Annotated in this window: 19 protein-coding genes; 8 read left to right on the top strand and 11 right to left on the bottom strand. The window is 63.4% G+C overall.

The genetic code is table 11. The features are described 5' to 3' along the window. The first annotated feature begins 47 nt into the window (after window positions 1-47). From BLR77_RS11005 to BLR77_RS10970, 8 genes are all read left to right on the top strand, one after another. The gene (locus BLR77_RS11005; RefSeq protein WP_074677676.1) at window positions 48-446 is read left to right on the top strand and encodes a heme-binding protein; all 399 of its coding nucleotides are present in this window, start codon (window positions 48-50) and stop codon (window positions 444-446) included. 111 nt (window positions 447-557) lie between these two features. Then, window positions 558-2,735, top strand: a complete 2,178-nt coding sequence (locus BLR77_RS11000) for a malate synthase G (RefSeq protein ID WP_074677674.1) — start codon at window positions 558-560, stop codon at window positions 2,733-2,735. 290 nt (window positions 2,736-3,025) lie between these two features. Continuing rightward, complete coding sequence (locus BLR77_RS10995; RefSeq protein WP_074677672.1) at window positions 3,026-4,726, top strand: L-lactate permease; 1,701 nt, start codon at window positions 3,026-3,028, stop codon at window positions 4,724-4,726. A 139-nt stretch (window positions 4,727-4,865) separates the two neighbouring features. Next, on the top strand, window positions 4,866-5,033 hold the full coding sequence (locus tag BLR77_RS10990) for a rubredoxin (protein WP_003242223.1): 168 nt from the start codon (window positions 4,866-4,868) through the stop codon (window positions 5,031-5,033). 241 nt (window positions 5,034-5,274) lie between these two features. Beyond that, window positions 5,275-6,114, top strand: a complete 840-nt coding sequence (gene lafA / locus BLR77_RS10985; protein ID WP_074677670.1) for a lateral flagellin LafA — start codon at window positions 5,275-5,277, stop codon at window positions 6,112-6,114. 139 nt (window positions 6,115-6,253) lie between these two features. Beyond that, entirely contained in the window at window positions 6,254-7,165 is a 912-nt protein-coding gene (lafA, locus tag BLR77_RS10980; protein WP_074677668.1) for a lateral flagellin LafA, read from the top strand. A 353-nt stretch (window positions 7,166-7,518) separates the two neighbouring features. Further along, complete coding sequence (locus BLR77_RS10975) at window positions 7,519-8,355, top strand: winged helix-turn-helix domain-containing protein (protein ID WP_074677666.1); 837 nt, start codon at window positions 7,519-7,521, stop codon at window positions 8,353-8,355. Then, window positions 8,352-8,819, top strand: a complete 468-nt coding sequence (locus BLR77_RS10970) for a hypothetical protein (RefSeq protein WP_074677664.1) — start codon at window positions 8,352-8,354, stop codon at window positions 8,817-8,819. Before BLR77_RS10975 ends, BLR77_RS10970 begins: the two co-directional genes overlap by 4 nt. An 18-nt stretch (window positions 8,820-8,837) precedes the next feature. On the opposite strand, the gene BLR77_RS10965 is transcribed toward BLR77_RS10970, so the two are convergent. From BLR77_RS10965 to phoU, 11 genes are all read right to left on the bottom strand, one after another. Next, window positions 8,838-9,779 (bottom strand): flagellar motor protein MotB, encoded by a 942-nt coding sequence (locus BLR77_RS10965; RefSeq protein WP_074677662.1) that lies wholly within the window; start codon window positions 9,777-9,779, stop codon window positions 8,838-8,840. Further along, a complete protein-coding gene (motA, locus tag BLR77_RS10960) occupies window positions 9,776-10,648 on the bottom strand; it encodes a flagellar motor stator protein MotA (RefSeq protein WP_074677660.1) in 873 nt (290 codons plus the stop codon). The genes BLR77_RS10965 and motA overlap by 4 nt, the downstream gene beginning before the upstream one ends. 1 nt (window position 10,649) lies before the next feature. Continuing rightward, window positions 10,650-11,384 (bottom strand): FliA/WhiG family RNA polymerase sigma factor, encoded by a 735-nt coding sequence (locus tag BLR77_RS10955; protein WP_074677658.1) that lies wholly within the window; start codon window positions 11,382-11,384, stop codon window positions 10,650-10,652. Window positions 11,385-11,395: 11 nt separating this feature from the next. After that, a complete protein-coding gene (locus BLR77_RS10950) occupies window positions 11,396-11,866 on the bottom strand; it encodes a flagellar basal body-associated FliL family protein (protein WP_074677656.1) in 471 nt (156 codons plus the stop codon). Window positions 11,867-11,894: 28 nt separating this feature from the next. Further along, entirely contained in the window at window positions 11,895-12,959 is a 1,065-nt protein-coding gene (locus BLR77_RS10945) for a flagellar hook-length control protein FliK (protein WP_074677654.1), read from the bottom strand. Between the two features lie 3 nt (window positions 12,960-12,962). Continuing rightward, window positions 12,963-13,280, bottom strand: coding sequence for a hypothetical protein (locus tag BLR77_RS10940; protein ID WP_074677652.1), 318 nt, complete (start codon window positions 13,278-13,280; stop codon window positions 12,963-12,965). Further along, window positions 13,264-13,662 (bottom strand): flagellar export chaperone FliS, encoded by a 399-nt coding sequence (gene fliS / locus BLR77_RS10935; RefSeq protein ID WP_074677650.1) that lies wholly within the window; start codon window positions 13,660-13,662, stop codon window positions 13,264-13,266. Before fliS ends, BLR77_RS10940 begins: the two co-directional genes overlap by 17 nt. Next, window positions 13,662-14,957 carry a flagellar filament capping protein FliD gene (fliD, locus tag BLR77_RS10930; RefSeq protein ID WP_074677648.1) on the bottom strand — a complete coding sequence of 432 codons (1,296 nt, stop codon included), beginning with the start codon at window positions 14,955-14,957 and terminating at the stop codon, window positions 13,662-13,664. The genes fliS and fliD overlap by 1 nt, the downstream gene beginning before the upstream one ends. 396 nt (window positions 14,958-15,353) lie before the next feature. Continuing rightward, on the bottom strand, window positions 15,354-16,250 hold the full coding sequence (locus BLR77_RS10925; RefSeq protein WP_074677646.1) for a peptidoglycan DD-metalloendopeptidase family protein: 897 nt from the start codon (window positions 16,248-16,250) through the stop codon (window positions 15,354-15,356). A 321-nt stretch (window positions 16,251-16,571) separates the two neighbouring features. Next, entirely contained in the window at window positions 16,572-17,480 is a 909-nt protein-coding gene (locus tag BLR77_RS10920) for a response regulator (RefSeq protein WP_074677644.1), read from the bottom strand. A 136-nt stretch (window positions 17,481-17,616) separates the two neighbouring features. Then, window positions 17,617-18,345 (bottom strand): phosphate signaling complex protein PhoU, encoded by a 729-nt coding sequence (phoU, locus tag BLR77_RS10915; RefSeq protein WP_074677642.1) that lies wholly within the window; start codon window positions 18,343-18,345, stop codon window positions 17,617-17,619. Window positions 18,346-18,412 lie beyond the last annotated feature (67 nt).

Below are 18,412 nucleotides of genomic sequence, written 5' to 3'. Positions count from 1 at the left end.
ATCCCGGATTGCATCCGGGCTACGAAACCACGAATACGAGGTATGCCATGCACCACAAAGCCGTACTCAGCCAGAACGAAGTCAGCCAGATCCTCCAGGCAGCGCGCAGCGAAGCGCAGCAACAGGGCTGGGCCGTGGCCATCGCCGTGGTCGACGACGGCGGCCACCCGCTGGCCCTGGAGCGCCTCGATGGCTGCGCGCCGATAGGCGCCTACATCGCCACCGAGAAAGCGCGCAGCGCCGCCATCGGCCGCCGCGAAACCAAGGGCTACGAGGAGATGGTCAACGGTGGCCGTAGCGCCTTCCTCAGCGCGCCACTGATCACCTCGCTGGAAGGTGGCGTGCCGGTGCTAGTGGATGGCCAGGTGGTGGGTGCCGTCGGCGTCTCCGGGGTCAAGGCCGAACAGGATGCGCAAGTGGCCAAGGCGGGTATCGCGGCGCTGTAAGCAGCGCGCACCGTTTCCCCCCTCTCCCCAAAGGGGCGAGGGGGCTGATCGAGGCCAGACGAATTTCACAGGCATCCCAGACAACCCGGATGCAGACAGGAGAACAGAAAAATGACCGAACGCGTGCAATGTCAGCGCCTGCAAGTAGCCGCCGAGCTCAAGCAATTCATCGAAAACGAAGTGCTGCCCGGCAGCGGTATCGAGGCTGCGTCCTTCTGGAGCGGTTTCGACGCGCTGGTGCATGACCTGGCACCACGTAACCGTGCCCTGCTGGCCGAGCGCGACCGCCTGCAGACCGAGCTGGATGCCTGGCATCGCGCCAACCCCGGCCCGATCCGCGACATGAGCGCCTACCGCGCCTTCCTCGGCGCCATTGGCTATTTGCTGCCGCAGCCGGAGAAGGTCAAGGCAACCACCGCCAACGTCGACAGCGAGATCGCCAGCCAGGCCGGCCCGCAGCTGGTGGTGCCGGTGATGAATGCACGCTACGCGCTGAACGCCGCCAACGCCCGCTGGGGCTCGCTGTACGATGCGCTGTATGGCACCGACGCGATCAGTGAAGAAGATGGCGCCAGCAAAGGCCCCGGCTACAACGAAGTACGCGGCGCCAAGGTGATCGCCTTCGCCCGCACCTTCCTCGACCAGGCCGCGCCACTGGCCAAAGGCTCGCATGCAGACGCCAGCGCCTACGCGGTGGTCGCCGGCCAGTTGCAGGTAACCCTGAGCGGCGGCGCGCAAACGTCCCTGGCACAGCCGGAGAAATTCGTTGGCCACCAGGGCGACGCGGCCACGCCCAGCGCGGTGCTGCTGAAGAACAACGGCCTGCACTTCGAGATTCAGATCGACGCCAGCAGCCCCATCGGCCGCACCGACGCCGCCGGCGTGAAGGACGTGCTGATGGAAGCGGCGCTGTCGACCATCATGGACTGCGAGGACTCGGTGGCTGCCGTCGACGCCGCCGACAAGGTGGTGATCTACCGCAACTGGCTTGGCCTGATGAAGGGCGACCTGGCCGAGGAGCTGGACAAGGGCGGCAAGCGCATCACCCGCCGCCTCAACCCGGATCGCGTGTACATCGGCGCCGATGGCAGCGAACTGACCCTGCATGGCCGCTCGCTGCTGTTCGTGCGCAATGTCGGCCACCTGATGAGCAACCCGGCGATCATCGACGGCGAAGGCTTCGAGATTCCCGAGGGCATTCTCGATGCAGTGATCACCAGCCTGATCGCCCTGCACGACCTCAAGCGTCGCGGCAACTCGCGCACCGGCAGCGTCTATATCGTCAAGCCGAAGATGCACGGCCCGTTCGAAGTAGCCTTCGCCGACGAGCTGTTCGGCCGCGTCGAGCAACTGCTGGGCATGCCGACCAATACCCTGAAGATGGGCATCATGGACGAGGAGCGGCGCACCAGCGTCAACCTCAAGGCCTGCATCGAGGCTGCCAGCGAGCGCGTCGCCTTCATCAACACCGGTTTCCTCGACCGCACCGGCGACGAGATGCACACGGCCATGGAAGCCGGCGCCATGCTGCGCAAGGGCGATATGAAATCCAGCGCCTGGATCCAGGCCTACGAACGCAACAACGTGCTGGTCGGCCTGGCCTGCGGGCTACGGGGCAAGGCGCAGATCGGCAAAGGCATGTGGGCCATGCCGGACCTGATGGCGGCCATGCTCGAACAGAAGATCGGCCACCCGAAAGCCGGCGCCAACACCGCCTGGGTGCCGTCGCCGACCGCCGCCGTGCTGCACGCCCTGCACTACCACAAGATCGACGTGCAGGCGGTGCAGAGCGAGCTGGAGCTGATCGACCTGGCCAGCCAGCGCGACAGCCTGCTGGGCGACCTGCTCAGCGTACCGGTGAGCGCCGAACGGCCGTGGAGCGCCAGCGACATCCAGCAGGAACTGGACAACAACTGCCAGGGCATCCTCGGTTACGTGGTGCGTTGGGTCGAACAGGGCGTGGGCTGCTCCAAGGTGCCGGATATCCACAACGTCGGCCTGATGGAAGACCGCGCCACATTGCGGATTTCCGCCCAGCACATTGCCAACTGGCTGCACCACGGTGTGGTCGACCAGGCCCAGGTACGCGAGGCGCTGCAGCGAATGGCGCAGGTGGTCGACGGACAAAATGCCGGCGACTCGGCCTACCGCCCGATGGCGCCCGACTTTGAAAAATCCCACGCCTTCCGTGCCGCCTGCGACCTGGTGTTCAAGGGCCGCGAGCAGCCGTCCGGCTATACCGAGCCGCTGCTGCATGCATGGCGTTTGCGTTTCAAAGAGGAGGTTTGAACGACTGTGGCAGGGGCCTCAGCCGCGAGCTGTTTGTAGTTTCCTTGTCGCGGCTAAAGCCCCTCCCACAAAAAGCAGACTAACCATCGTGGACGGAGCCGAAAGCCTCCACGAAACAAGCCCTGACGGTTTCTGACCGTCGGGGCTTTCGAGCATGAACGCGGTGGTGGGCGACCCCTGCCAGCGCGGCTCACGGAAAGGTCGGTGCCGTAGCGCCCGGCCGATCCAGATGCGTGGCGCCGGGTAGCCCCGGAAAACTGTGGTTCACAAGAAAAAGAAGGAACCAACCCATGAGTCAAACGCTGCTGTCCATCCTGGCCTTCGTGCCGCTGGTGCTGGCGGGGGTACTGCTGATCGGCTTTCGCTGGCCGGCCAAGTACGCGATGCCGCTGGTGTTCGTCCTCACCGCCCTTATCGGTCTGCTGGCCTGGGACATGTCCCTCAACCGGGTCATCGCCTCCAGCCTGCAGGGACTGATTCTCACGGCCGCGATCCTGTGGATCATCTTCGGCGCGATCCTGCTGCTGAACACCCTCAAGCACTCGGGAGGCATCGCGGCGATTCGCCGGGGCTTCTCCAACATCAGTCCGGATCGCCGCGTGCAGGCGCTGATCGTCGCCTGGCTGTTCGGCTGCTTCATCGAGGGCGCCTCCGGCTTCGGCACTCCGGCTGCCGTGGCCGCACCGCTGCTGGTAGCGCTGGGCTTCCCGGCCCTGGCCGCGGTGGTACTGGGGATGATGGTGCAGTCCACGCCGGTGTCCTTCGGTGCGGTGGGTACGCCGATTCTGGTCGGTGTCGGTGCGGGTCTGGACAGAACCGGCATCACCGAGCAACTGGTGGCCAACGGCAGCAGCTGGGAAACCTTCTTCCACCTGATCTACTCACGGGTAGCCATCACCCACGGCCTGATCGGCCTGCTGATGCCGCTGATCATGGTGATGATCATGACGCGCTTCTTCGGCAAGAATCAGAGCTGGAAGGAAGGTCTGGCCATCGCCCCGTTCGCCATCTTCACCGCCTTCGCCTTCTCCTTGCCGTACATGGCCGCCGGCGTGTTCCTCGGTCCGGAATTCCCTTCGATGATCGGTGCCCTGGTCGGCCTGGCCATCGTGGTACCGGCGGCCAAGGCCGGCTTCCTGCTGCCAAAGGACACCTGGGACTTCGCGGACCCCAAGGACTGGCCGTCCGACTGGATGGGCAAGATCGAGATGAAGCTCGACGACATCGCCGGCAAGACCCCCATCTCGGTGCCGATGGCCTGGGCGCCCTACCTGCTGCTGGCCGTTTTCCTGGTGATCTCGCGCACCTTCCCCGAGGTGAAAGCGGCGCTGATGAGCCTGAGCTTCGGCTGGAAGGACATCCTCGGTGAAACCGGCGTATCCGGCACCATCGAGCCGCTGTATTTGCCAGGGGGCATCCTGTGCATGGTGGTACTGGTGACCTTCTTCCTGCACCGCATGCGCTTCTCCGAGCTCAAGGCGGCGGTGGGCGAGTCGAGCAAGACCCTGCTCGGTGCCGGCTTCGTGCTGATCTTCACCATTCCCATGGTGCGCATCCTGATCAACTCGGGCGTCAACGGCAGTGACCTGATGTCGATGCCGGTGGCCATGGCGCAACTGGTGGCCGACAGTGTCGGCGGCGTGTATCCCTTCTTCGCGCCGGCCGTGGGTGGCCTGGGTGCCTTTATCGCCGGCTCCAACACCGTATCCAACCTGATGCTGTCGCAGTTCCAGTTCAACGCGGCGCAGTTGCTCGGCGTGTCCGGGGCGATGATGGTGGCGCTGCAGTCGGTGGGCGCAGCCGCGGGCAACATGATCGCCATTCACAACGTGGTGGCGGCCTCGGCGACCGTAGGTCTGCTCGGGCGTGAAGGCATCACCCTGCGCAAGACCATCCTGCCGACGCTCTACTATCTCGCCATGGCCGGCGTGATCGCGCTGGTGGCGATGTACGGCATGGCGCTGACCGATCCGCTGATGACCAGTCGCTGACACCTCACGGGTCGTGCGCGACACGACCCGACTTTGGTTGGCCCCTGGCTGGCGGCGTTTGCCGCCAGCCGGCTTGGCGCGTCAGTGCAATTGCGGTAGCTTGCGTCGCGCAACACCGTGAGATTGGCCTGAGGTTTATATGAAAAAGTGGCAATGCGTGGTCTGTGGACTGATTTACGACGAGAGCCAGGGCTGGCCGGATGACGGCATCGCTCCCGGCACCCGCTGGGAAGACGTGCCGGAAGACTGGCTCTGCCCTGACTGCGGCGTCGGCAAGATGGATTTCGAGATGATCGAAATCGGCTGATCACGCCTGGTTTTCAAAAAAACGGCGACCCGAGGGTCGCCGTTTTTCATTCCTGCCTGGCACGCGCGCCGCATCGCTCGCTCCTTCAACGGCCTGCCAGGGTAAGTGGCAAAACCTGCGATGCAACTCGGGAAAAATCATCCGCGTCATTTAAGCAGCGTCAGAAGCCGGTCGCCCTTCACCTACAGCAGGCAATCACAGCCAGCTTCATTCCGCGCTCATCGCACGAAGGATTACGATCATGGCCTTGTCGATTCACACCAACTATTCCTCGCTCGTCACCCAGACCAACCTGGGCAAAACCAATAACGCCCTGGGCACCAACCAGCAGCGCCTGGGCACCGGCATGCGCATCAACAGCGCCGCCGACGACGCCGCCGGCCTGCAGATCGCCACCCGCCTCAACGCCCAGTCGCGCGGCATGGACGTGGCCATGCGCAACACCGGTGACTCCATCTCCCTGCTGCAGACCGCCGAAGGCGCCTTCAGCGAGATGACCGACATCATGCAGCGCATGAAGGATCTGGCCACCCAGGCGGCGAACGACACCAACAGCGACGACGACCGCACTTCGCTGAAGGCCGAGTACGACGAACTGGGCAACGAGCTGACCAACATCATCAGTAATACCAAGTACGCCGGCGAAGCCCTCTTCGCTGCCGGTGGCAAGCTGACTGCCGCGATGACCTTCCAGATCGGCTCCAGCAGCGCTGAAACCCTGACGTTCAACGCCACGGCCAACTTGACCACCGTCACCGGCGCGATCACCACCATCAAGGCCGAGACCCTCGACACTGCAGCCAACGCTGGTGGCGCGATGGACGAGCTGGAAACCGCTCTGGACGCTGTGGGCACCCTGCGTTCCCAGCTGGGCGCCAACATCAACCGCCTGAACCACACCGCCAACAACCTGGCCAACATGAAGGACAACACCGACATGGCCAAGGGTCGCATCATGGATGCCGACTTCGCCAAGGAAAGCGCCAACATGACCAAGAACAGCATGCTGATGCAGTCCGGTATCTCCATGCTCAAGCAAGCCGGCCAGATGCCGGGCATGGTCATGTCCCTGCTGGGCTGATCACGCGCTTGGCCGGCGCAAGGGACTGCGCCACCCCCATTTCACGACTGAACGCCATCGCCCTTAAGGCATTCGAGAAAACGGTCGCCCTGTACCTACAGCACCGCTTCCAGGCGTTCACGCACGAAGGAATACACATATGGCTCTCTCGATTCATACCAACTACTCCTCGCTGGTGACCCAGACCAATCTGGGCAAGACCAACAACGCCCTGGGCACCAACCAGCAGCGCCTGGGCACCGGCCTGCGCATCAACAGCGCCGCCGACGATGCTGCCGGCCTGCAGATCGCCACCCGCCTCAACGCCCAGTCGCGCGGCATGGACGTGGCCATGCGCAACACCGGCGATGCCATCTCCCTGCTGCAGACCGCCGAAGGCGCCTTCAGCGAGATGACCGACATCGTCCAGCGCATGAAGGATCTGGCCACCCAGGCCTCCAACGCCACCAACAGCGGCGCCGACCTGATCGCCCTACAGAACGAGTACGACGAACTCGGCAAGGAAATGGCCAACATCGTCAAGAACACCAAGTACGCTGGCGAGAACCTGTTCAGCGACGGCACTACCGTGACCGGTGCTGGTGGCAAGCTGTCCGCTGCGGTGAACTTCCAGATCGGTTCCAGCTCCGCCGAGACCCTGGAACTGGACGCCAGCGCCAAGCTGACTGCTCTGGGTACCGCCCTGGCGGGGATTTCCGATACTTACACCACCCCTGGTACTCCGGGCACTGAGCTGGCCAGCACCCAGGACCCGACGACCGCAACCAACGCCACCGCCAACGCGATGATCGACACCCTGAGCAACGCGCTGGACGATATCGGCGCACTGCGTGCCCAGTTCGGTGCCAACATCAACCGCCTGAATCACACCGCCAACAACCTGGGCAACATGAAGGACAACACCGACATGGCCAAAGGTCGCATCATGGATGCCGACTTCGCCAAGGAAAGCGCCAACATGACCAAGAACTCCATGCTGATGCAGTCGGGCATCTCCATGCTCAAGCAAGCCGGCCAGATGCCGGGCATGGTCATGTCCCTGCTGGGCTGATCCCGCGTCATCCAGGCGCAAAGGATTGCGCCGATCCCCCCAACGCCCCCGCTGCTCCAGCGGGGCGTTTTTTATTGTCTGCGGCCCCCGCCCCATGCCGTCTTATCAGGCACATTGATCAACTGTCATCAAGCTTGGACATGATCGATACGGCTTCGGCGAATCTCGGCGATATCGTCGACTTCGCCCACAGACTGGCTAGTATTGAGTAAGCGCCCCCAGCGAACGGCACCTGCCTCCAGCATCAAGCGGCTGGCACAAGACTTGCCAGTACATTCCCCTGGCGCCAGAATGCCGACCGTCTATCGCCGGAAAATTTCCCGCATGGAATTGCCGCTCGCCTCAAGGACCGCATGAACACCAGCCCAGAAACGCCGCTAGCCGAGCCGGAAAGCAACATTGCGTGCCTGATCATCAGGACCGGACGCAGTGATTGTTACGCGCACTTCTACCCGGCGCTGTATCAGCTGACCCTGGTAAAGAGCGGCATCGAAGAGAAGATCGATCTTGGCTACTCCGGCAGCCGTCTGCTCGAGCGTTTGCTGCAGGAGCCCGGCGAAGTGGTTTCGCGCGAGGAGCTTATGAGCCACGCCTGGGCCGACCGGGTGGTCGGCCAGGGCAGTCTGAACCAGCAGATCTACACCCTGCGCCAGGTACTGGGCGACGAAAAGAGCCGCGAGATCATCCAGACCCTGCCGCGCCGCGGCTATCTGCTGAACCCCAACTATCTGGTCTACCCACCGAACATCGACGACATCGGCGCAGTCAGCGAAACCCTCGATACGCCGGCGCCGCAGCCAGCCTTTCTGCGCCGCCACAGTCGTCAGCGGGCATCCTGGCTGATGCTGCTGAGCCTGTTCAGCGTCATCGGCATCGCCTTGTTCACGGCGCTGTACACGATCAGCCAGCCCGACGATCTGCACAGCAGCGAAATGAATCTGGGCTCACTGCACGTGCGCTACATCGATCAGGACCCACAAAGGCTGCAGCAGCTGATTCTGCAGACGCACGGCCTGACCAGCCGGCTTACGGTACTGGCCAGCAAACCGGCCAACCTGGTGCTGAGCCTGCGCGGCGGTTTCTATGAACTGCTGTGCTTGCAGGCCAACGGTGGTGCACGCTCGCTGATGTTGCACGAAAGCCAGCTGAATCAGGTGGCCGATGCCCAACTGAGCAGGTGCCTGCCATGAGCCAGGGCAAACAGTGCGGTATCAGCGGCGGCTGGTTGCTGACCATGCTCGCCACGGCCTTGGCGATGCTGCTGAGCATGCTCGTGCTGTGGCTGAACTTCATCTCCAGCGCCGAACTCGACGGTCGTTACCAGTCCACCGGCCAGGTGCATCTGAGCAACGGTCAGGTCCTGGAGATCAGCCACAGCCTGCAGGTCAACCATGGTCGTTTCTATGCCATGACCCGGCAGGGCGACAGCATCCTGGAGACCTCGGGCGTGGTGGAGTACGGCTTCCTCGGCAACTATCGGCTGCGCGTCGAAGACGGCCAGGTCACCGGGCTGGCCAGCGAAATCGACGACGAACTGGTGTTCAACCTGCTCTATGGCCGACACAAGGGTTCGACCATTCGCCTGACCAGCTTCGACGGCTGTCTCTATGCGCTGGAGACTCGGCAGATCTACTGCCCGGCACGCAATCTGTAGAGCGAGGCGGGTCACGGCTCAGGACTCCGGCGCGCTGAGCTGCGCACCCTCAGCGCGGTACTCCACGCGCACCTGGGCCTCGCCGAACAACTCGCGGTACAGGCCTTCGGCCTGACTGGTCAGCAACAGCAGCTCGATACGTCGATTGGCACCGTTCTCCGGATCCTTCGGCAACAGGGGCATGCCATCCGCTTGAGCGGTGACCTGCAACACGGTGCCGGGCGGCAGGCCGGCCTCGACCATCACGTTGCGGGCACGCAGTGCGCGATCGCCGGACAGGTTCCAGTTGTTGTAGCCACCAACGACGCCACGATAGGGCGTGGCATCGGTGTGGCCGCTGATGATCAGGTGATTGTCGACCTTGGCCAGAATCGCGGCCAGACGCTCGAGCAGTCTGGCGAAATGCGGGTCCAGCCGTGCACTGCCGCGGCTGAACATGAAGCGCTGGGCATCGTCCTTGATCAGGATGCGCAACCCCTGCGGCACCACCTGCACTTCGATATTGGCCTCGGCATCCAGTTGCAGCGCCAGCGCCTCCATCAGCCTGGCCAGATCCTGCATCTGCTGCGACTCGGCATAGTGCGGTCGACGGGCGGGCCCAGGCTGGCCATCGCCGAGTTCAGCCCCCGGATCCTCCTGGGGAGTGCGCGCCTGGTTTTCCCGGTCCTGACGCGGGCTGACCTGCACCGGCACACCATCGAGGTCCAGCGGCGTGGTGCTGGTGCCGTCGAAGATGCCGGCACCGCCATCGACCAATGGGTTGTTCAGCATGTCGGCATTGGCACGACTGGCGTCCTGAGTCTGCGGCTGGATGATCCACAGCACCATGAACAGCGCCATCATGGCCATGGTGAAATCGGCGAAGGCTACCTTCCAGGCACCGCCATGCCCGTCGTGGCCACCCTTCTTGCTACGACGTTTGATGATGATTTCATGGCCTTCACCGGCACGCGGTTTCATGCCGCATCCCTTTCATCTTCGTAACGGTTGACCCAGATCTCCAGCTGCTTGAACGCCGGCTTGACGTCCTGCTCGATCAGCTTGCGCCCGGCGTCCACCGCCAGCAGCGTGGGCTTGCCGGCAACGTGGGCGACCAGGGTGGTGCGCACGCATTCGAGTGCCGACATCTCGGTCTTGATGCACTGGCCCATGGCGCTGGACAGTGGATCCATCACGCAGTAGCACATGAAGATGCCGAGGAAGGTGCCTACCAGCGCGGCGGCGACGTGGGCGCCGATTTCGGCCACCGAACCGCCGATATTGCCCATGGTGATAACGATGCCGAGGATCGCCGCGAGAATGCCGAAGCCCGGCATGGCCTCGCCGATCTTGTGCAGCGAGCGCGACGGCTGCATCAGTACATGCTCCATCGCCTCCAGCTCCTGCTCGAGGAAGCCTTCGAGTTCATGGGCGCTGATCTTGCCCATGGCCATCAGCCGGAAGTTGTCGGCGATGAAGGCCATCAGGTTCTTCTCCTGACGGATCAGCGGGTACTTGGCGAACAGTTCGCTCTGCTCGGGCTCCTCGATATGCGCGTCGAGCACCTTGAGGCCGCCGACATCGACCATCTCCAGCAGCTCATAGAGCATCATCAGCAACTGGCGCTGGAATTCCTCGCCGCGCTTCTTGTAGACGAACACGCCTTTGATCTGATGCAGCATCTCGATCAGCACGTCCTTGGGATTGGCCACCACCAAGGCGCCAAACCCCGCGCCGATGATGATGATCACCTCGGCCGGCTGCCAGAGCATGGCCAGCTCGCCATGGGCCATGACGTAGCCACCGAGCACGCAGGCGACGATGATCAATGCACCTAATAACTTCTGCACCCTAGCCTCTCTCGTTCAGGTAGCGACTGGCCTTGGCGATCGCCTGCTTGCTCAGCTGGCAGACGCGCGCGTCGCTCAGCTCCAGCACCAGGGCGATTTCCTTGAGGCTCAGCTCATGTTGGTAGTAAAGGGTCAGCACCAGTCGTTCGCGCTCGCTGAGCTGGCTCAGAGCCTGAGTCAGCAGGCGCTCCTTGAGCACGCGGTCCTCGACCGCACTGCTGCCACAGGCAAAGCCCTCGTGACCGTTCTGCAGCAACTCATCGAGGCTTTCGATCGCTTCGCAGGCATCGGCCTGGAGAAACTCCTGGTAGTCCTTGCTACTGATCCCGGTCGCCTGGAGGATCTCCTCCTCCTGCGGCACACGACCCAGTTGCCGCGCCAACTGGCGAATGGCGTCGCGAATCCTGTGGGTCTGCTGACGCACCTGGCGCGGGCGCCAGTCCTGGCGGCGCAACTCATCGAGAATCGCGCCACGTATGCGCAGCGCGGCGAAACGACCGAACTGCTCGTCCGGCGTGCCGTAGCGGCGCAGGCATTCGAGCAAGCCCATCAGGCCGATCTGTTCCATGTCTTCGCGGTCAAGCACCTGGTTGGCCTGCAACGCCAGCTGACTGACGATGCGCTTGACCAGCGGCAGGTACTGCAACAGCCACTTCTGCTCGGCCCCTGGGGCGAACAGCGCAGCCCCGCCCTGTTCGGCGGCGTAGCGGTAGTCAATGGCGCAGTTGGCGTTCATGGCGACGGTACCTACTGGACGATCAGTTTGCTGACCAGCACGTTGGCGAACGGCATCGCCAGCTTCTTGCTGGCGAAGTCATCGAACAGCGCGCTTTCCAGCGTGCTCTGCAACTCTGGAATGGGCATGCCGCGCAGCTTCTCGAAGGTCATGGCAGAGAGGTGGGCGACCACCGAATTGCGCACCATCGGGTCGATCTGCTCGAGCTTCTTCGGATCGGTTTCGAGGTCGGCCTGCAGCACCAGGTCGAGCACGAAGTAATGCTCGCGGTTCTCCCCCTTCAGGCTGACGATGACCTTCTCGATGGGAAAGAAACGGTACTCGCTGGTCGCCTCTTCCGCCGCAGCGCCACCGGCAGACAGGCCGAGTACTGGCTGGCCCGATTGCATCGAGCGCAGCGTGGCGTAGTTGAAGACGGTGCCGCCGATCACCACCAGGGTGTTGAAGATAAGCAGCAGCAGGATGATGCGCGGCATGGTCATGGTTGGTTCTCGATCCACTTGCAAAGGGTTAAACGGTGACCAGCACGTCGCTGGTGGAATCCGGGTTGCCGCGTTCGCGGGTCGGCGTGGTGAGGCTGGCGGCCTGCACCGGCTCTTCGCCCTGCCAGACCTGGCGGGGCTGGCCTTGCTGACGACCGCCCTGAGCATCGGCGGAGACCTGCACGTTGACCTGCACGAAGCTCTGCCCGACCAGCTCCTGGCGCAGACGCTCGCTGGTCTGCTGCAACAGGCGGGCGACATCGGCGTTGGCAGCCGAGAGCTGCACACTGAGGCGGCCCGATTCATGGCTGAGGAAAATTTCCAGGCTGCCCAGCTCCGGCGGGTCGAGGCGGATGGTGGCGTTCTGTATGCGCTGGTTGATCTGCAGCTCCACATGCTCGCGCAGGCTGGCCAACATCTGTTCGCCCCACTGCGTCTGCGGCGCATGCAGCTTGAGCGGCCGCTCGGCAGTCAGTGGCGTAGCAGTCGCGGCGGAGGAAGTGGCGGTGCCGGGAATCGCTTTATCTGCGTCCGTGCTGACACTGGCCAGGCGTTCGAGATCGTTCGTCTCGATTACTTCACTCGCCATCGCCGGCGCTGCCGTCTGTATCGCGATCTCGGCTGCCATCTGCGGCATGGGCGCAGCTACCCGGGACGACAACGCTTGCTGGCTGAGCGCGGCAGCGCTGGCGCTGTGCGACGGCTGGGCTGGCAACTGCTCACGCGGTTGCAGCTGCGCCTGGCTGAGGAACTCGGCCGGCAACGCCACGGGCTGCTCGAGCGGCTCCGGGCCGTCCGGGTGCGGCAACTGCTCAGGTGCTTCACGCGCCTCGATACGCACCGTCTGCTGGTCCAGTACGCTGGCCAGCCACTGCTCGGCATCCGCTTCACTGAGGGTGAACTTCACCGCAGTGGCGTCTTCATCCAGTGGCGTCTGTCGCTCGGCGGCGGTGAACGCCTGCACGGCCATCTGCAGATCGAACGGCGGAGTCTCACCGCCAGCGCTCCGAGCCTGGGCAAACCCGGCCGGCAGGTTTTGCCCGGCTGAGTCACTCAGGTTGACCTGAGCATTGGCATTGATCAGTTGCAGCACCTTTTATCTCCCACCTTGATACAGATCGACGCGCATGTAAGCGCTGCGCCCTTCGGCGTATTCCAGGTGCGTCAGCAGTAGCCGACGCACCCGTTCGCACTCCTCGGCGCAGGCGATACGCGCCTGTCCGTGCAACTGCTGCAATTGCCCTTTGGCCTCACGCACCTCGTCGCTCAAGCTGGGCATCCCGGCCAGCAGCTGCAGGCAGGAACGGATCACCGCATCGATCTCGCCGATCCGCGTCCAGTCAGCCTGCTCCAACGCCTGCGCCAACTGCGCGTGCAGTTGCTGCAGCGCGCGCAGTTCACTTGCGTGTTGCATTCACGCCTTCCCAGCCGTCGCGCAGCACACCGAGCAGGCCGACCACTTCGTCCAAGCCTTCCAGCGACAGGCTGACGCTGACATCGGAGAGGCGATAGATGCAGTAGTCGTAGAGCCGCGCCAGGCCCTGCACCAGCTCGCCGCCGTTCTCGTAATCGAGGGCACCGTTGAGGCCGCCAAGGATGTTCAGGCATTTTTCCAGGGACTGGCCCTTCTGCTGGTAACGCTTGCCTTCGATATGGCCACGGGCACGCGCCAGCTCATCGAGCAGACCGTCGAACAGCACCAGCACCAGTTCGTAGGGAGAGGCCGCAGCGGCGCGCGCCTCGAGATCCACGGTGCGATAGCTGTCGTAACTTTCGTTGAGGTTGTAGGCACTCATCAGAACATTCCGTAGGTCTGTTCCATCGCCGCCATGGTCTGCATGAGACCGGTGTACTGACGGAGATAGCGGGCGTAGTAGGAGTCGTACTGCTTCTGGATGGTGTCGAACTGCTGATCGACACGGCGCAGCTGGGTATTGAGTGTGTCCTTGCGGTTGGTCAGCAGGCCGCCGGCGCTGCTGGTGTAGACCGCCAGGTTCTTGTCCAGGGTATCGAGCAGGTTGCCCTTGTCGGTGAACAGCTTCTCGAAGCCTTCCGGGTTGGCCGCGATGGCCTTCTCGAAGCGGGCGTTGTCGATGCTCAGCTTGCCGTTGCGGTCGGCGGCGATACCGAACTCGGTAAGGCTCACGCCGCCGAACGAGGTGCGCACCAACTGGTTGAGCATGCCCTCGATGGCGCGCACGCTGGCATCACCGGCCAGAGCGCCACGACCGCCACTCTCGCCACCGCTGGCGGTGAGTGAGTCGAAGCTGGTCATCAGGGCGTTGAAGGCGCTGACGAAGGCCTGTGCCTTCTCCTTGGTGGCTTTCTGGTCCTGGCCGACCTCCATGGTCAGCGGCGCGTCACCGCTCTTGTGCGCCTTGGTGAAGGTCAGGCTGACGCCATCGATGACGTTGTCGAAGGTGTTACTGGTGCTGGTCAGTTCGATACCGCTCTCGCCGCCCAGGCGCACGATGGCATCCTTGGCGACCGACAGCTCCTGACGACCCGCCACCGCCCCCTCGAATGCGGCGTTGCCAGTGGCGTTCAGACTGATGGCCTGGTCGGCCCCCGTCTTCTCGCTGGTCAGCACTAGGTTGACCTGGCCATTGCTGCGCACCAGCGTCGCCTTGACGCCATTGTTGTCGCTCGCGCCGTTGATGGCTGCGGCCAGTTCGTCGAGCGTGGCGACGGAGCCGAGGTCGACATTGAACGCGTCACCGCCCTGGCCGATGGTCAGGCTGCCGCTACCGAGGTTGCCGTCCTGCAGCCCTTGCAGAGCAACCTGGCTCTTGCTGGCCAATTGCTGGACGAAAAAGTCATAACTGCCGGCCACGGCCTTGGTGCCCACCGTGGCGCTGGCATAGCCCTCCTGACTGAAGCTCGCACTGTTGACCAGCATGCTGCTGCCGGCCAGCTTGAGGCCGCTGGCAGCCGTCTTGAAGGTCTTCAGCGCAGTATCCAGGCTGGTCAGGGCATTGAGCTGCGCCTTGTATGCAGCCTGGTTGCGGTTGGCCTTGGCCAACTGGCCCTGAACTTCATATTGGGCCAGCTGGGTCGCCATGCTTTGAACGTAATCTGAATCGATAGCCATAGTCGGACACCCGTTTTCCTGTGAGATAGCAATAGCGGTGCCAACAGCTGAAACCCTTGATCTAGAGGGCTTTAGGCGTTCCGCCAGGTGAAAGATCCTTTCCGCTTGCACACGGCTGAACGACGTGCGGAAGGCCAGCTTCCGCCTGCGTCGCGCAGACGGCGGACGTACCGATTACAAAGGCGACAGCACAGGGGGATGACTTAAGGAAAACGCCGCGTGGAGCTGGCAAACCACAGCATCAGCAGTGACGCGGTGACCGCGGTGTTCAGCCCCCGTCGCGGTGCGCGCATGCCCCGTAGGGTGCGCCATGCGCACCGGCAGCACTGCTGCAACAAGGAAAACACCGGGAGTGCGCGGGCGCGCGACAGTGTTGGGACGGGAGGCCTTGCCGAGCTATTCGCCGCCGACGGCGAAGTTCGGCAGGCTGTTGACCGGCTGACGGAAGTTGAAGGGAATGGATTCGACGGCCAGACCGACGTTGCGCTGCACCACGAAATGCAGGTGCGGGCCGGTGCTGTTGCCGGTGTTGCCGGAGCGCGCCAACAGGCTGCCGGTTTCCACCCGCTGGCCTTCACGCACGCTGACCGAGCCCTTCATCAGGTGCAGGTAGACGCCCATGGTGCCGTCGTCATGCAGGATGCGCACGAAGTTGCCGGCCGGATTGTTGCCGCGGCCGCTCTGCTGGTTCTCGGTCTTCACCACCACACCACCGCGCGCGGCGACGATGGGCGTGCCCTCGGGCATGGCGATGTCCACCGCATAGCGGCCCTTGGGCGTGAAATGGCTGTAGGTGCCATTGGCGCCCTGGGTCTGGCGGAACGGACCGCCGCGCCAGGGCAGAGGATAACGATGGATGCTCGGCTGCAGACGCGGATCACCGAGGGCGTAGCGCAACCGGGGTTTGTAGCGCAACGGTTTGGAGGCGTCCTGCGGGGCGAGAGTGGCCAGGCGGATATTACTGCGCGGTGGCAGCACCCAGCGAATCGGCTTGTCCGGCGCACCGACGGCGTTCTGTACCTGCTCCAGCCTCAGTTCGATTTCCACCGGGGCGTACAGGTCATTGCGAATCAGCAGGGTTTCACCGGCTTCGTGCTTCTTGGTTTCCAGTTTCACCTGGTTGTCCAGGCGCTCGACCATGCGGTCGTTGAACACGAACACCTGCGCGCCAGGCGCAGCCTGGTCGCTATAGGTCACTACGCCGTTCTTGTCGACGTACTTGTAGATGGTCAGCGCAGCGGCCTGGCCGCAGAAGGCCAGCAGACTGCAGAGAATAATTAAACGCCCTAGCATAACGACTCGGATCTTATGGCTTTTTGACATCCGGGTTAGCAAGACTAGCAGCGCAGCACGGGGCGCGCGAGACACCGACCGTCAGGCTGTGAACCGGCTCACCACCGCCGGTCGGCGCCGCTGCCGCGCACTCCATCCGGGCTACGGGCTGGCGAACCTGGTGTCCTGCCCCCCAAGAGGCTAACGACGCCTTGGCGCAGGGCGTGACCGGGGCGGCCAGGCTGTGCGCATCAGCGCCAGCGGCGTAGATCGTTCAGGCGCGCACCGCACCCACTACCCCTGAGCCCAATCACATGCCGACATTTGATCCGCCTCGTCACACTACGCACCGGGGCTGAAGTGCTTCTGCGCGGTGCCGCGGGCGATCAGCCGCGACAGGTAGTCGAGCTTCTGCGGGTCGCGGTCGACGAAGCGAAAGGTCAGTTGCAGCCATTCGCTGTCGGGTTTGGGTTCGAATGCCACCACGGCATGCAGGTAGCCGTTGAGCCGCGCGGTTTCCGCTGCTTCGCCCTGTTCCAGATCGAGCACCGCGCTCTCCAGCACCTGCGGCAGCTGCTCGGTACGCTTGACCACCAGCAGTGCCTCCTTGAGGCTCAGTGCCTTGATCACACAGGCCATGCTACCCGCTGGCAAACGCAGCTGACCCTGGCCCCGACCAGCAGGTGACTTGCTTGCGGCGGCCGGGGCAGGTGCGGCACTCGGCGCGGCAGGTGCAGCAGGCGCCGACGTTGGCGCACTCGGCTTCACGACCTCGGCCTTGCCGCCGGTGAGTGCGGCCAATGAGTCGTTGGCGAAGCCACCCGTGCTGAGCATCTTCGGCGGCGCACCGGACATCAACGCCTGCAGCTTGCCGGCGCGTTGCAGGGCCTTTTTGACCTTGGTCACCAACTGCTCGTTGGAGAATGGCTTGCCGATGAAGTCGGAAACACCGGCCTGGATCGCCTGCACCACGTTCTCCTTGTCGCCACGGCTGGTCACCATGATGAAGGGCGTGGTTTTCAGGTTGTCCTGCTCGCGGCACCAGGCCAGCAGTTCGAGGCCGGACATCTCCGGCATTTCCCAGTCGCAGAGGATCAGGTCGACCACCTGACGGCTCAACATCTGCTGGGCCTTGCGGCCATTGATCGCTTCCTCGATCTGTACGCCGGGGAAATTATCGCGCAGCCCTTTCTTGACCAGATCACGGATAAAGGTCGCGTCATCCACCACCAGCACACTGACTTTGCTCATCGGCCACTCCTGTACGAATGGCAGTAAGCATAGTCATGGCCAGTGGCCTAAGGCCAACGGAAAACGCCGGACGCGCAACAAATCGCGCAAACGAAACGGCCCGGGAAGTCCCGGGCCGTCAGCACGAAGCAGGCATTCAGTCGTTGGTCTTGCCCTCGACCTCTTCACGCATGCGGGTCAGACCGATGTGACGCACATCGGTGCCACGCACCAGGTAGATCACCAGTTCGGCGATGTTGCGCGCATGATCGCCGATGCGTTCCAGCGAGCGCAGCGCCCAGATCACGTTGAGCACGCGGGAGATCGAACGCGGATCTTCCATCATGTAGGTGACCAGTTCGCGCAGTGCGGTCTTGTATTCGCGGTCGACGGTCTTGTCGTACTGCGCCACCGACAGGGCCAGGTCAGCATCGAAACGGGCGAAGGCGTCCAGCGCCTCCTGCACCATCTTGCGCACCTGATCGCCGATATGACGAACCTCGACATAACCACGCGGCGACTCACCCTCTTCACACAGCTGGATGGCGCGCTTGGCAATCTTGGTCGACTCGTCGCCGATGCGCTCGAGGTCGATCACCGACTTGGAGATGCTGATGATCAGACGCAGGTCGGAGGCCGCCGGCTGGCGACGGGCGAGGATGCGCACGCATTCCTCGTCGATGTTGCGCTCCATCTGGTTGATCTGGTCGTCGATCTCGCGCACCTGCTGAGCCAGACCGGAGTCGGCCTCGATCAGCGCGGTGACAGCGTCGTTGACCTGCTTTTCCACCAGGCCGCCCATGGCCAGCAGGTGGCTGCGCACTTCTTCCAGTTCGGCATTGAACTGCTGGGAGATGTGCTGGGTAAGGTTGTCTTTGTTGATCATCTTTGTCGCTCCGCGAGCTTCAAGCTCCAAGCTTCAAGCTGCAAGTTAATCGTCGTCAGGTTTGCTC

The organism is Ectopseudomonas alcaliphila (assembly GCF_900101755.1).
GTDB classification, from domain to species: Bacteria; Pseudomonadota; Gammaproteobacteria; order Pseudomonadales; family Pseudomonadaceae; genus Aquipseudomonas; species Aquipseudomonas alcaliphila.
This window is presented reverse-complemented; position numbering and strand designations above follow the sequence as displayed.

Excerpts from the sequence above, each read along its gene's own strand:
- BLR77_RS10950 (WP_074677656.1), bottom strand. The coding sequence starts at position 11,866 with ATGACCATGCCGCGCATCATCCTGCTGCTGCTTATCTTCAACACCCTG.
- fliS (WP_074677650.1), bottom strand. The coding sequence starts at position 13,662 with ATGAGTGCCTACAACCTCAACGAAAGTTACGACAGCTATCGCACCGTG.
- BLR77_RS11000 (WP_074677674.1), top strand. The coding sequence starts at position 558 with ATGACCGAACGCGTGCAATGTCAGCGCCTGCAAGTAGCCGCCGAGCTC.
- BLR77_RS11005 (WP_074677676.1), top strand. The coding sequence starts at position 48 with ATGCACCACAAAGCCGTACTCAGCCAGAACGAAGTCAGCCAGATCCTC.
- BLR77_RS10920 (WP_074677644.1), bottom strand. The coding sequence starts at position 17,480 with ATGAGCAAAGTCAGTGTGCTGGTGGTGGATGACGCGACCTTTATCCGT.
- BLR77_RS10925 (WP_074677646.1), bottom strand. The coding sequence starts at position 16,250 with ATGCTAGGGCGTTTAATTATTCTCTGCAGTCTGCTGGCCTTCTGCGGC.
- lafA (WP_074677670.1), top strand. The coding sequence starts at position 5,275 with ATGGCCTTGTCGATTCACACCAACTATTCCTCGCTCGTCACCCAGACC.
- phoU (WP_074677642.1), bottom strand. The coding sequence starts at position 18,345 with ATGATCAACAAAGACAACCTTACCCAGCACATCTCCCAGCAGTTCAAT.
- BLR77_RS10955 (WP_074677658.1), bottom strand. The coding sequence starts at position 11,384 with ATGAACGCCAACTGCGCCATTGACTACCGCTACGCCGCCGAACAGGGC.
- BLR77_RS10990 (WP_003242223.1), top strand. The coding sequence starts at position 4,866 with ATGAAAAAGTGGCAATGCGTGGTCTGTGGACTGATTTACGACGAGAGC.
- BLR77_RS10965 (WP_074677662.1), bottom strand. The coding sequence starts at position 9,779 with ATGAAACCGCGTGCCGGTGAAGGCCATGAAATCATCATCAAACGTCGT.
- BLR77_RS10970 (WP_074677664.1), top strand. The coding sequence starts at position 8,352 with ATGAGCCAGGGCAAACAGTGCGGTATCAGCGGCGGCTGGTTGCTGACC.
- fliD (WP_074677648.1), bottom strand. The coding sequence starts at position 14,957 with ATGGCTATCGATTCAGATTACGTTCAAAGCATGGCGACCCAGCTGGCC.
- BLR77_RS10995 (WP_074677672.1), top strand. The coding sequence starts at position 3,026 with ATGAGTCAAACGCTGCTGTCCATCCTGGCCTTCGTGCCGCTGGTGCTG.
- BLR77_RS10940 (WP_074677652.1), bottom strand. The coding sequence starts at position 13,280 with ATGCAACACGCAAGTGAACTGCGCGCGCTGCAGCAACTGCACGCGCAG.
- BLR77_RS10975 (WP_074677666.1), top strand. The coding sequence starts at position 7,519 with ATGAACACCAGCCCAGAAACGCCGCTAGCCGAGCCGGAAAGCAACATT.
- lafA (WP_074677668.1), top strand. The coding sequence starts at position 6,254 with ATGGCTCTCTCGATTCATACCAACTACTCCTCGCTGGTGACCCAGACC.